The sequence below is a fragment of the Pseudomonas sp. MPB23 genome (assembly GCF_046605395.1).
Classification (GTDB): Bacteria; Pseudomonadota; Gammaproteobacteria; order Pseudomonadales; family Pseudomonadaceae; genus Aquipseudomonas.
This window is the reverse complement of the sequence record NZ_CP176771.1, coordinates 1,649,525-1,662,687: the sequence shown is the minus strand read 5'-3', so window position 1 is coordinate 1,662,687 and position 13,163 is coordinate 1,649,525. Positions and strand designations below refer to the sequence as shown.

11 protein-coding genes are annotated in these 13,163 nt (G+C 64.8%); 8 read left to right on the top strand and 3 right to left on the bottom strand.

What is annotated here, in order from left to right:
• Positions 1-834, top strand: a complete 834-nt coding sequence (locus ACLH0J_RS07690) for a thymidylate synthase (protein WP_411391503.1) — start codon at positions 1-3, stop codon at positions 832-834.
• Between the two features lie 81 nt (positions 835-915).
• Here the strand turns inward: ACLH0J_RS07690 and cadR are convergent, their stop codons facing one another.
• Positions 916-1,356 (bottom strand): Cd(II)/Pb(II)-responsive transcriptional regulator, encoded by a 441-nt coding sequence (gene cadR, locus ACLH0J_RS07685; RefSeq protein ID WP_411391502.1) that lies wholly within the window; start codon positions 1,354-1,356, stop codon positions 916-918.
• 84 nt (positions 1,357-1,440) lie between these two features.
• Here cadR and ACLH0J_RS07680 point away from each other — a divergent pair, with 84 nt between their 5' ends.
• From ACLH0J_RS07680 to ACLH0J_RS07650, 7 genes are all read left to right on the top strand, one after another.
• Positions 1,441-3,699: a heavy metal translocating P-type ATPase gene (locus ACLH0J_RS07680; RefSeq protein ID WP_411391501.1), complete on the top strand. Its 2,259-nt coding sequence runs from the start codon at positions 1,441-1,443 to the stop codon at positions 3,697-3,699.
• 16 nt (positions 3,700-3,715) lie between these two features.
• Positions 3,716-4,579, top strand: coding sequence for a LysR family transcriptional regulator (locus ACLH0J_RS07675; protein WP_411391500.1), 864 nt, complete (start codon positions 3,716-3,718; stop codon positions 4,577-4,579).
• 243 nt (positions 4,580-4,822) lie between these two features.
• Positions 4,823-5,887, top strand: coding sequence for a putative 2-aminoethylphosphonate ABC transporter ATP-binding protein (locus ACLH0J_RS07670; protein ID WP_411391499.1), 1,065 nt, complete (start codon positions 4,823-4,825; stop codon positions 5,885-5,887).
• Position 5,888: 1 nt separating this feature from the next.
• Positions 5,889-7,595: a putative 2-aminoethylphosphonate ABC transporter permease subunit gene (locus tag ACLH0J_RS07665; RefSeq protein ID WP_411391498.1), complete on the top strand. Its 1,707-nt coding sequence runs from the start codon at positions 5,889-5,891 to the stop codon at positions 7,593-7,595.
• 19 nt (positions 7,596-7,614) lie between these two features.
• On the top strand, positions 7,615-8,628 hold the full coding sequence (locus tag ACLH0J_RS07660; protein WP_411391497.1) for a putative 2-aminoethylphosphonate ABC transporter substrate-binding protein: 1,014 nt from the start codon (positions 7,615-7,617) through the stop codon (positions 8,626-8,628).
• Between the two features lie 35 nt (positions 8,629-8,663).
• Complete coding sequence (locus tag ACLH0J_RS07655) at positions 8,664-9,791, top strand: TIGR03364 family FAD-dependent oxidoreductase (RefSeq protein ID WP_411391496.1); 1,128 nt, start codon at positions 8,664-8,666, stop codon at positions 9,789-9,791.
• The gene (locus tag ACLH0J_RS07650) at positions 9,788-10,342 is read left to right on the top strand and encodes a phosphonate degradation HD-domain oxygenase (RefSeq protein WP_411391495.1); all 555 of its coding nucleotides are present in this window, start codon (positions 9,788-9,790) and stop codon (positions 10,340-10,342) included. The genes ACLH0J_RS07655 and ACLH0J_RS07650 overlap by 4 nt, the downstream gene beginning before the upstream one ends.
• Here ACLH0J_RS07650 and ACLH0J_RS07645 read toward each other — a convergent pair.
• Both ACLH0J_RS07645 and ACLH0J_RS07640 read right to left on the bottom strand, forming a co-directional pair.
• A complete protein-coding gene (locus tag ACLH0J_RS07645; protein WP_411391494.1) occupies positions 10,339-11,706 on the bottom strand; it encodes a DUF3482 domain-containing protein in 1,368 nt (455 codons plus the stop codon). The genes ACLH0J_RS07650 and ACLH0J_RS07645 overlap by 4 nt on opposite strands.
• Positions 11,699-13,078, bottom strand: a complete 1,380-nt coding sequence (locus ACLH0J_RS07640; protein WP_411391493.1) for a DUF2868 domain-containing protein — start codon at positions 13,076-13,078, stop codon at positions 11,699-11,701. Before ACLH0J_RS07640 ends, ACLH0J_RS07645 begins: the two co-directional genes overlap by 8 nt.
• Between the last annotated feature and the right edge of the window lie 85 nt (positions 13,079-13,163).

Here is a 13,163-nt window from a genome sequence, read left to right as displayed (position 1 = left end):
ATGAAGCAATATCTCGAACTACTGAACGACGTCGTGACCAATGGCCTGACCAAGGGCGACCGCACCGGCACCGGCACCAAGGCCGTGTTTGCCCGTCAGTATCGGCATAACTTGGCCGACGGCTTCCCGTTGCTCACTACCAAGAAGCTTCACTTCAAAAGCATCGCCAACGAATTGATCTGGATGTTGAGCGGCAACACCAACATCAAGTGGCTGAACGAGAACGGCGTACGTATCTGGGACGAGTGGGCCACCGAAGACGGTGATCTGGGCCCGGTGTACGGCGAGCAGTGGACCGCCTGGCCAACCAAGGACGGCGGCACGATCAACCAGATCGACTACATGGTCGAGACGCTGAAGACCAACCCCAACAGCCGCCGCATCCTGTTCCACGGCTGGAACGTCGAGTACCTGCCCGACGAGACCAAGAGCCCCCAGGAAAACGCGCGCAACGGCAAGCAGGCCCTGCCGCCGTGCCACTTGCTGTACCAGGCGTTCGTGCATGACGGTCATCTGTCGATGCAGTTGTATATCCGCAGTTCCGACGTATTCCTCGGCCTGCCGTACAACACCGCCGCGCTGGCGTTGCTGACCCATATGCTGGCCCAGCAGTGCGACCTGATCCCCCACGAGATCATCGTCACCACCGGCGACACCCATGCCTACAGCAACCATATGGAACAGATCCGCACCCAACTGGCGCGCACGCCGAAGAAGCTGCCGGAACTGGTGATCAAGCGTAAGCCGGCGTCGATCTATGACTACAAGTTCGAAGACTTCGAAATCGTGGGCTACGACGCTGACCCAAGCATCAAGGCCGACGTCGCCATCTAAAGGCTGTCTCAGTCTAAAGGTGTGGGCTTGTGTGGGAGGGGGCAAGCCCCTCCCACAATTTGATTTGTTGACCCCTTCAAATTAATGGCCGTGGCTTCTGCCCACATGCGAAGGCTCAGCCTCGCTGGCGGCAACACCGCCGTTGACCTCCAGCCGCTGCAAAATCCCGCAATGATCCCCGCCGCCACAGCGCTGGCGCAAATCCAGCAACTGCTCCTGCAACGCCAACAGGCCGTCGATCCGCGCTTTCACATGGTGGATATGCTCGTCGATCAACGCATTCACGTTTTCGCACTGGTCCTGAGGGCTGTCGCGCAGGTCGAGCAGGCTGCGGATTTCTTCCAGGGTCATGTCCAGGCTGCGGCAGTTGCGGATAAAGATCAGCCGTTCGGTGTGCGCCTGGGTGTACACGCGGTAGTTGGCCTCGGTGCGTGCCGGCGGAGGCAGCAGGCCTTCCTTCTCGTAATAACGGATGGTTTCCACCGGGCAGTCGGTCAGTTTGGCCAGTTCGCCGATCTTCATTGCCGCAATCTCCAAATGGGGGCTTGACCCTATAGTGGCTACAGGGTCTTTACTTGGCAACAGGCACCTTACGGACGCGACCTGATGAGCGACTCCCTTCACACCCCGCATAAACACGAGCACGACCACGAGCACGATCATGGCCCGAAGAAACTCACCCCCGTGCATGATCACGGCCACGGTGGCAGTTGCTGTTCCGGTACGCCGGCACCGACGCGGGTGCAACTGGGTCAAGCGCCCACCGCCGGCTCGCGCCTGAGCACTTTCCGCATCGAAGCCATGGACTGCCCCACCGAGCAGACGCTGATCCAGAACAAACTGGGCAAGCTCGCCGGTGTGCAGCAGTTGGAATTCAACCTGATCAACCGCATCCTTGGCGTCACTCACGACCTGCCAAGCACCGCGCCGATCATCGAGGCCGTCAAATCCCTGGGGATGCAGGCCGACCCTGTCGAAGAAGGCACTCCGGCGGCCGAACCGCCCGCCAAGAAGCATTGGTGGCCGCTGGCGGTGTCTGGCGTGGGCGCGCTGGGCGCCGAAGTGTTGCACTTCACCCACGCGGCGCCGACTTGGGTCATCGCCGTTGTGGCGTTGGTCTCGATCCTCAGCGGTGGCCTCACCACCTATAAAAAGGGCTGGATCGCCCTGAAAAACCTCAACCTGAACATCAATGCGCTAATGAGCATCGCGGTCACCGGCGCGGTCCTGATCGGCCAATGGCCGGAAGCGGCAATGGTGATGTTCCTGTTCACCGTGGCCGAATTGATCGAAGCCAAGTCCCTGGACCGTGCGCGCAATGCCATCAGTGGCTTGATGCAGATGACCCCGGAGCGGGCCACGGTGCGCCAGGCTGACGGCGGCTGGGTCGAGTGTGAGGTTAAAAACATCGAACTTGGCGCGATCGTGCGGGTAAAGCCTGGCGAGCGCATCGGCCTGGACGGTGACGTCACTGCCGGTACCTCCACCATCGACCAGGCGCCGATCACCGGTGAAAGCCTGCCGGTTGAAAAGACCGTGGGCGATAAGGTCTTCGCCGGCACCATCAACCAGGCCGGGGCCCTGGAATACCAGGTCATGGCGGCGGCCAACAACTCCACCCTGGCGCGGATCATCCACGCGGTGGAGCAGGCCCAGGGCGCCCGTGCGCCGACCCAACGCTTTGTCGACAGCTTCTCGAAGTTCTACACCCCGACGGTGTTCCTGCTGGCCCTCGGTGTGGCTGTGATTCCGCCGCTGTTCATGGCCGGCGCGTGGTTCGACTGGATCTACCGCGCCCTGGTGCTGTTGGTGGTCGCGTGCCCTTGCGCCCTGGTGATTTCCACCCCGGTGACCATCGTCAGCGGCCTGGCGGCGGCAGCGCGCAAAGGCATTCTGATCAAAGGCGGCGTGTACCTGGAGGGCGGTCACAAACTTAACTACCTGGCCCTCGACAAGACCGGCACCATCACCCACGGCAAACCGGTGCAGACCGATTATCTGGTACTGGTGCCCGACGTCGAAGCGCGAGTCCAGGCCCTGGCCGCCGGTCTGGCGGCGCGCTCCGACCACCCGGTGTCCCTGGCGATTGCCAACGCGGCGGTGGATAAAAACCTGCCGGTGCACGTTGTAGATAACTTCGAGGCCCTGGCCGGTCGCGGTGTGCGCGGTGATATCAACGGCGAAACCTATCACCTGGGCAACCATCGCCTCGTGGAAGACCTGGGCCTGTGCTCGCCGGCGCTGGAAGACAAACTCTTCGCCCTGGAGAAACAAGGCAAGTCCGTGGTGCTGCTGTTGGATAAATCAGGCCCACTGGCGCTGTTCGCCGTGGCCGACACGGTCAAGGACAGCAGTCGCGAAGCCATCGAGCAACTGCATGAGCTGGGCATCAAGACCCTGATGCTCACCGGCGACAACACCCACACCGCCCAGGCCATCGCGGCCCAGGTCGGCATCGACCAGGCTCAGGGCGACCTGTTGCCCACCGACAAACTGCTGGCCATCGAAGCCCTGTACGGCCAGGGCCACCGGGTGGGGATGGTCGGCGACGGCATCAACGATGCGCCCGCGTTGGCCCGTGCCGAGATCGGTTTCGCCATGGCCGCCGCCGGTACCGACACCGCCATCGAGACCGCCGATGTGGCCTTGATGGACGACGATTTGCGCAAGATTCCGGCTTTCATTCGGTTGTCGCGGCAAACGTCGAGTATCCTCAGGCAGAACATCGCCCTGGCGCTGGTGATCAAGGCGATCTTCCTGGTCGTCACCTTCCTGGGCCTGGCCACTATGTGGATGGCGGTGTTCGCCGACATGGGCGTGGCCCTGCTGGTGGTGTTCAATGGCCTGCGCCTGTTGCGCAAATAGATGATGAGAGGGTGGCGTGCTGAGTGCCGAGTTAAAGGCGTTTTATATGGTCGCCCGCCTGGGCAGCATCACTCAGGCGGCGAAGAAACTCGGCCTCAGCCAGCCCACCGTCACCACCCAGATTCGTAACCTGGAGAGCCAATACGGCGTCGAGCTGTTCTACCGCGGCGGCCGGCGCCTCACCGTCAGCGATGAGGGCGCGCGCCTGCTGCCGATGGTCAAGACGCTGTTGCAGCAGGAAGCGGATATCGAGTTTTTCCTGCGCAACAACGGCCAGGTCCAGGGCGCGCTGCGGATTGCCGCCACGGCGCCGTATTACATCCTCGACCTGGTCAAAGCCTTTCGCGAACGCCTGCCGCACGTGGAGGTGTCGGTGGAAATCGGCAACTCCCAGCAGGTACTCGAAGCCCTGGACGACTACCGCGTCGACGTCGCCGCCTCCTCGCAACTGCTGGAAGACCCACGCCTGATTCGCCGCGTACTGGGCTCCGACCCGTTGGTGCTGGCGGTGCATCGCAACCATCCCCTGGCCAGCCTCGATCACGTGCCGTTGACGGCATTGGCCGGTCATACCCTGTTGATGCGCGAAGCCGGCTCCACCACGCGACGGCTGACCGAAGACATGCTGCAAGGCGCCGGCGTGAGCTACGGGCCGCTGCTGGAAATCGGCAGCCGCGAGTCGATCCGCGAGGCGGTGCTGCGCAATATCGGAATCAGCATCATCGCCCGCCAGGAAGTGCCCCACGACCCGCAGCTGAAGGTACTGACCCTCGAGAACGCGCCACAGATTCCCGAATACCTGTACTGCCTCAAGGAAAGAAAAGGCGCGCGGTTGCCGGCGGCGTTTCTGGGGTTGGCGCAGGAAATGTCGCCGATCTGAACAGGGCGGTGACATTGAGGGAGCTATCGGCAGCAAGCCCCACACTTGACCGGGTTCCAACATGACAATGCGGTAAAAATGTGGGAGGGGGCTTGCCCCCGATAGCGGTAGTCCAGGCCCTCCACCTCTGTGAGCCCTACCCAAATCCACCAATACCACTATCGCCACGTTTTGCCTTTCTGCCACACGAGGGACGCATTGCCTGCCTAGCATGGCCTTCATCCGTTTGATGAGGTGCCTTGCATGAACACAGCCCTGACCCAACCCGGCGCGCCGATGAAGGTGCGCGGTATCCAGAAACGCTTCGGCGCCTTCACCGCGCTGGACAACGTGTCGCTGGACGTCGCCGCCGGTGAGCTGGTGTGTCTGCTGGGCCCGTCCGGTTGCGGCAAGACCACCTTGCTGCGCTGCATCGCCGGCCTGGAACGCCAGGACAGCGGCGAACTTTACCTGGGGGATCGCGACGTTTCCCTGCTGCCGCCCCAGGCGCGGGACTACGGGATTCTGTTCCAGTCCTACGCGCTGTTTCCCAATCTCACCGTCGAAGCGAATATCGGCTACGGCCTCACCGGCAGCGGCCGCGACGAAGTGCGCAAGCGCGTCGGCCAGATGCTCGAACTGGTGGGCCTGCTCGGCAGTGAAAAGAAATACCCCGGCCAACTCTCCGGTGGCCAGCAGCAACGCGTGGCCCTGGCCCGTGCGCTGGCGCCGGCGCCGTCGCTGCTGTTGCTGGATGAGCCGATGTCGGCCCTCGACGCCCGCGTGCGCGAGCACCTGTGCACCGAGTTGCGCCAGTTGCAACGGCGCCTGGGCATTACCACGTTGATGGTCACCCACAACCAGGACGAAGCCATGTTGATGGCCGACCGCATCGCCGTGATGCACAACGGCAAGGTCGAGCAATACGCCACGCCCCAGGAGATTTACGACCGCCCGGCCACGCCGTTCGTGGCGGAGTTTGTCGGCCAGGGCAACTGGCTGCCGTTCAGCCGCAACAGTGCCAGCCATGCCCAGGTCGGCGGGATGTCTATGCGCCTGGCCGACGATGCCGGCGTGGCCAAGTCCGGTCGTCTGTTTTGCCGCCCGGAAGCCATCAGCGTCAACCCGCCGGTGCATGAAGAAAACCTGTTCCCGGCCAAAGTGCGTGAGATCACCTTTCTCGGCAACCGCTGCCGCATGAGCTTTGAGCTGGAGCAACTGCCCGGTCATCCGCTGCTGGCGGAATTGGCGCCGGAAGCCATGCCGCGCCTGGGTGCACAGCACATCTGGGTGGCCTTGCCGCCGCGCAGCCTGCAGGTGTTTGCCTGAGATGGCTGCCGTTATGACGCTGCCGCGCCAGGTCACCCGTGCCGAATGGGGCGACCGCCTGTTCGTGGTGGGTGGCAAATGGCTCTGGCTGTTGCTGCTGGGTATTGCGGTCTTGCTGCCACTGCTGGCGATCTTCTGGCGCGGCTTCAGCAGCGAGGCAGGGCAGGGTGGTGGCCTGGTGGCGGCGCGCGGGCTGGTGACCAGCGCCAACTTCCACTGGCTGCTGGGCAACAGCCTGAAAGTCTCCCTCAGCGTGGCGGCCATCGTCGTACCGCTGGCCTACCTGTTTGCCTACGCCCTGCAACGCACGCTGATCCCCGGTAAAGCGGTCTGGCGCGGCCTGTCGCTGTTGCCGCTGATGGCGCCGTCGATGCTGCCGGGCATTGCGCTGGTGTACCTGTTCGGTAACCAGGGCCTGCTGCGCGGGCTGCTCTCGGAAAATATCTACGGCTTCTGGGGCATTGTGCTCGGTGAAGTGATCTACACCTTCCCACATGCCCTGATGATCCTGCTGTCGGCGCTGTCCCTGGCGGATGCGCGGCTGTTCGATGCGGCCTCAAGCATGGGCGCCAGCCCCGCCCGGGCGTTTCGCAGCATCACCTGGCCGGCCACGCGCCAGGCAGTGTTCGCCGCGTTCTGCCTGGTGTTCACCCTGACCATCACCGACTTCGGCGTGCCCGTGGTGGTCGGTGGCGATTATCAGGTGCTGGCGCTGGAAGCCTACAAGGCCGTGGTCGGCCAGCAACAGTTCGGACGCGGGGCGCTGATCGGCATGGTGCTACTGCTGCCGGCGCTGTTCAGTTTTGGTGTCGACGCCTGGCTGCGTCGGCGTCAGGGCGACGCGATGAGCGGCCGTGCCCAGGTGTTCCAGCCGCTGCCGTCGCGGCGGCGCGATGGTTGCTACCTGGCCATCGTGCTGCTGATCTGCGCGGTGTTGCTGCTGGTGTTCGGCATGGCGGTGTACTCGTCGCTGGTGAAGTTCTGGCCGTACAACCTGTCGTTGTCGCTCAACCACTACCAGTTCGAAGACACCGCCGGCGGCGGCTGGCTGGCCTATCGCAACAGCCTGACCCTGGCCCTGTGCACCGCGTTGATCGGCAGCGTGCTGATTTTCACCGGCGCCTACCTGATGGAAAAGACCCGCGGCCAGCAAGGCCTGAACCTGGCGCTGCGCCTGCTCAGCTTTGTGCCGATGGCCGTGCCGGGGCTGGTGCTGGGCCTGGGCTACGTGTTCTTTTTCAACCTCAGCGGCAACCCGTTGCACGTGTTCTACGGGACCATGACGCTGCTGGTGGTGTGCACCATCGCGCACTATCTGACCACCGCGCAGATGACCGCCACCACCGCGCTGCGCCAACTGGACGCCGAGTTCGAAGCCGCCGCGCTGTCGCTCAAGGCGCCGCTGTACCGCCATTACCTGCGCGTGACGGTGCCGATCTGTCTGCCGGCGCTGCTGGACATCGTGCGCTATCTGTTCGTGTCGGCGATGACCACCGTCTCGGCCGCGATCTTCCTCTACAGCCCCGACACCATCCTCGCCGCCGTCGCCGTGTTGAACATGGACGACGCCGGCAACGTCGGCGGCGCGGCGGCCATGTCCACTTTGATTCTGTTCACTTCGGCCGGCGTTTCGCTGCTGCTGGCGTGGGCCTCACGTGGCGCCCTGCGCCGCTCCCAAGCCTGGCGCCAGACCGCGCCCGGCCAATAACCCTTGAAGGAGGTATTCCATGTTCAAGCCCCTGACGCTGGTCGCTGCCGTACTCACTGCATTCAGCCTGAATGCCTTCGCCAAGACCGAGCTGACCGTGTACACGGCCCTCGAAGCCGAGCAGTTGAAGACCTATAAGCAGGCCTTTGAAAAGGCCAGCCCCGACGTTGAAATCAAATGGGTGCGCGACTCCACCGGCATCATCACCGCCAAGCTGCTGGCCGAGAAAGATCGCCCGCAAGCCGACGTGGTGTGGGGCCTGGCCGCGTCGAGCCTGGCGATCCTCGACCAGCAAGGCATGCTGGACAACTACGCGCCGAAGGACCTGGACAAGATCGGCAAAAACTACCGCGATGCCGCCAACCCGCCGGCCTGGGTCGGCATGGACGTGTGGGCCGCGACCATCTGCTTCAACACCGTCGAGGCCGAGAAACAAGGCCTGACCAAACCGGTGAGCTGGCAGGACCTGACCAAGCCTGAGTACAAGGGCAAGATCGTCATGCCCAACCCGGCGTCCTCGGGCACCGGCTTTCTGGATGTGAGCGCCTGGCTGCAGACCTTCGGCGAGAAGCAGGGCTGGCAGTACATGGACGACCTGCACCAGAACATCGGCCAGTACGTTCACTCCGGTTCCAAACCGTGCAAGCTGGCCGCTTCGGGGGAATTTCCGATCGGTATTTCGTTCGAGTACCCGGCCGTGCAGCTCAAACGTCAGGGTGCGCCGCTGGACATCATCCTGCCCAAAGAAGGCCTGGGTTGGGACATCGAGGCCACGGCCGTGATCAAGGGCACCGCCCACGCCGCCGCCGCGAAACAACTCGCCGACTTCTCCGCCAGCCCCGCGGCGATGGAGCTGTACAAGGACAACTTTGCCGTCCTCGCCCAACCGGGTATCGCCAAGCCGCAGACCGAACTGCCGGCCGATTACGAGCAGCGGTTGATCAAGAACGACTTCGCCTGGGCGTCGTCGCATCGCGACAGCATCCTGACCGAATGGCGCAAGCGCTATGACGGCAAGTCGGAAAAACAATAACTTTCACCTCGCTCCTACAGAGGGTTACGTATTTCATGACAGATTTACTGATCATCGGCGCCGGCATCCTCGGCCTGTCCCACGCCTACGCGGCCGCCAGGCGCGGGCTCAAGGTCAAGGTGTTCGAGCGCAGTGCCACACCGTTGGGCGCTTCGGTACGCAACTTCGGCCAGGCTCTGGTCACCGGCCAGCCGCCAGGCACCATGCTCGACCTGGCGCAGCACAGCCGCGATATCTGGGGCGAATGGGCGCGGGTGGCGGGCCTGCAACTCAAGCGTAACGGCTCGTACCTGTTCGCCCGTACCGAGGCAGAAGAGCATCTGCTGGAAGCCTTTTGCGCCGGGCGCGCCCGCGAACACGGCTACAACGTCGAACTGCTGCAAGGCGCGGCCATCAAGGATGTGTACGGCGGCCAGTTCCGCCATCATCGCGCCGCCCTGCATGGCCGCGATGATCAGCAGTTGTATTCGCGCGAAGCGATCCCGGCGCTGATCCGCTATCTGAGCCAGGAACTGAAGGTGGAGTTTCACTTTTCCACCCTGGTGCGCGACGTCGAGCCGGGCCAATTGCACAGCACGGCGGGCAGCTTTCGCGGCGAGCAGATCATCGTGTGCGCCGGCCACGACTACCAGACCCTGCTGGCCGAAGCGATCGCCGACCTCAACCCGCAAGTCTGCCGCCTGCAAATGCTGCGCGCGCGGCCGGCGGTCAACCTGAACCTGCAACACGCCTTGCTCACGGGCCTCAGTTGCGTGCATTACGGCGCGTTTGCCGACCTGCCGGAAGCGGCGGCGGTGCAGGCGCAGATCCTGCGCGATGCACCGCACCTGCATGAACACGGGATTCACTTGCTGATCAGCCCGACGCCCTATGGCGAGCTGATCATCGGCGATTCCCACCAGTACGGCAGCGATGCGTCGCCGTTCAACGCCGAGCAGGTCGATGACTGGCTGATCGAGCTGGCCGAACAGACCCTGGGCTGCACGATCCAGGTGGTCGAGCGCTGGCAGGGTGTGTATGGCGCACGCGGGCCGGGGCCGTTTTCGTTCCTGCGGGCGGCGCCGGGGGTGAGTGCGGCCTTGATGCACACTGGCGTGGGCATGAGCGTGGGGCCGGCGCTGGCCGAGCGCAATATCAGCGCCTTGTGGGGCGACGCCGCATGAACCCGGAACAGGCGATTGCCGAAGTGTTCGGCTTGTACGAACGCCACGGCATGGCGGATTACATCGGTGAGCCGGTGTCGCAGATCGAGCACATGTCCCAGGCCGCGCAGTTGGCCATGGCCGAAGGGTTCGACGATGAGGTGGTGTTGGCGGCGTTCTTCCACGATATCGGCCATCTTTGCGGCCAGGGCGGCGCGAACATGGGCGGTTATGGCGTGGTCAGTCATGAGCGGCTGGGCGCCGATTATCTGCGTCGCGCAGGCTTCAGCGAGCGCCTGGCCAGGCTGGTGGAATACCACGTGCAGGCCAAGCGTTACCTGACCTTCAGCCAGCCGGACTACTACGCCCGGTTGAGCGAGGCCAGCCGCCGGACCCTGGTGTATCAGGGCGGGGTGATGAGCGCCGAAGAGGCCCGGGCCTTCGAGCAGGACCCGCTCTGCGCCGTGAGTCTGCGCCTGCGCCACTGGGACGAAGAGGCCAAGCTCATGCACGTGCCGGTGCTCGACCTTGAGGTGCTCAAGGCCAAGGCCCGGCAGGTGCTGGCGGCTTAAGCTTCGTCGAGGCGCTGGGCCAGGGCTTCGACCTGTTCCTGGCGTTCGGCCTGGCTCAATTTGGCGTGGGGGTTGAGGGACGACCATTGCGGATAGGCGCGGGCCTTGTGCAGGGCGTCCGGCAACTTGCCTTCGCGCCAGGTCTTGTCCTGGGGCGTGTCCACTTTGATGCTGTGCATCGCCGCATGGCCGCGCAGGTTCAGGGCCTTGAGCAGTTGGCGCTGGCGCAGGGCGAGCAGGCGCAGCACGCTGTCGTCGACGGTCAGCTCGCGCTGGCCCTTGAGCTTGCCCAGCAGGCGGCTGCCATAACTGCGCGCGGTTTGCAGGGCACCGCCGGCAATCGCACCGGCCAGCGCGGCGGCGCCGAGGGTCAGGCCGCCGACCAGTAAATCCACACCGGCCCCGGCGGCCGCGCCCGCTGCAATGCCGCCGCCGACGCGCACGCCGAGTTGCTTGAGGGTTTGCGGGTTGAACAGGTCATCGCCCCAGCGGCCGTCCAGCAGCGGTAAATCACTGGCGGCGGCGTCCTGTGGGCGGAAGCCAAACAGCTTGAGCAACGCCTCGACGCACTTCTGTTCGCGCTGGCGTACGGCCTTGCGCAGATCGACGATGGCTTGCTGCTCATCTTCGCTGACCACGCTGCGTCTGCACGCGGCGCAGTCGATCAGCAATTCGGCGATCAATCGCGCCGCGCTTTGCAGACGCGCCTGGCGCTGGGCCTGCTGGTCGAGCACCAGGCGCTCCAGTTGCGGGCGTGCGTTTTCCAGCAGCAGGGCGAGGCTTTCATACAGCCGACGCTCGCCGTCTTCCGGCGGCGCGACGCTGTCGAACCGCACCAGTGCATGCAGGCCGAGGCGCGCCAGGGCTTCGCGCCAGTCCGGCTCGCGGTGGTCGCTGCTGCTGACAAAGTTGAGCACCGGCAGCAACGGTTTGCCGCAACTGGCCAGCACTTGCAGCTCGTCGCGGTACTTGGCTAGCACCGGTTCACGGGCGTCGATCACATACAGGCCGGCGTCGGACGCCAGCAGTTGGCGCAGCACCTTGGCCTCCTGCTCGAAACGCTGGCGCGCTTCGCTGCCGTCGAGGAAGCGCGCCAGCCGCGCGGGCCCATCGAGGCGCTCGCCGGGACGCTCCAGGCGCTCCAGGTAATCGAGCAGGGCGATGGCATCTTCCAGGCCCGGCGTGTCGTACAGCTCCAGCAAGGCTTCGCCGTCCACCGACAGGCGCGCGCCTTCGACATGCCGCGTGGTGCTGGGGCGATGGGAGACTTCGCCGAAGCCGACGTCCCGCGTGAGGGTGCGCAGCAGCGAGGTCTTGCCGACATTGGTGTGGCCGACCACGGCGAGTTTCAGCGGTTTAGTCATGACCGGTCTCCAGCCAGTTCAGCGGCGCGCAGTCGGCGAAGGGCAACTCCAACTGTTGCAGCGCGGTGTGCCAGTCGCCCAGGCGCTCGGCATCCAGCGCCTGGCCGGGCGGCGCTTGCAGCAGCCATACGCGGGTGGCGGTGGCGCTGCGGGCCAGCTCGGCGATCAGCGCCAGGCTGCCACGGTCTGGCGAGCGGCGTGGATCGCAGGCGATGGCCAGGCGCGCGGGCGGGAAGCGGCTGAGTTGTTCCAGCAGTTTGTTGCGTGATTCGCGGCTGTCGAGGATGCCGGCGTCTTTCACGTTGGCCGATAGCTTCGGTGGCCAGGGGTGTTGATCGTCCAACTCGATGGCCACCAACAGCGCGCCGGCGCTTTGCAGTTCGCTGACGCCGCCACTGACGTGGTGCAGGTGTTCCGGCGCCGCGTCATTGACGCCGAGGCGTTCGCTGCTGGGCATCAGGCGTTCGCGCAGTTGCGCGTAGCCGGGCAGGTTGAGGTCCAGGCGCAAGGCGGCGCGCCCGCGTTTCCAGCGCCACAGGCACAAGAGGGCGAGGATCAACCGGGGCAGCAGGCCGTAGACCAGCAACACGCCCACCAGCCAGGCGGCCCAGGCTTGGCGGGCGCTGTCGATATTCAGCGCGGAATCGCCGCTGGCGCGGATCATTTCGACGCTCGGCACGGTGAAACCCAACAACGCGGGCAGGGCGCTGAGGGCCTGGGTCACGGCGACGAAGGTGTCGGCGCCGAGGAGGGTGGTTTCCCACACAAAGCCGTAGCGCCGGGTGGCGAGCAGCGTCAGCAGGATCACCAGCGCGCTGAGCAGCGCCAGCAACCACAGGCTGTTGACCAGCACGCCGACGGCCCAACGATTGAGTTTGTGGCGCTGCAACAACAGCAGCAACGCCGGCGCCAACTGCGCGGCCTTGGCGTCACGGGCGAGTTTTTCGCTGAGCCACAGCCACACGCGCCCAAGGCTGGCGCCGTGCTCGCTGGCAAACAGCAGGCCCAGGGCCCAACTCAGCAACAGGATCAGGTTCAAACCGAGCAGACTGCCCAGGGCCCAGAACACATTCACCGGGGCCAAGCCATTGCCCAGCGCGGCAAAGGCCAACCCGGCGCCGCTGATGATGGCCACGATGGCCAGCAGCACCAGCGCCAGGCGCGCGCCTTGCAGCCAGCGGGTGAGGGCGGCGCGCAGGCCATCGCGTTCGGCCAGGTGCCGGGCGCGGTTCTGGATGCGCGTCGGCAGGTCGCCGCCGGCCGTGCGGGCCAGGCGGTTGGCTTCCAGGTCTACCAGGGGGCCGGCGTGTTCTTCACGCAGGCGCACGGTTTCTGTCAGCCAGAGAGTGTGCAGGGGGTTCAGTGCAGTCACGCGCCTTCCTGTTGTGCCAGTGAGCCTGGAGCATAACCGCTGTGCACCCGATTGGGGAAAGCTGCGCGGGGCTCTGGTATTCTCG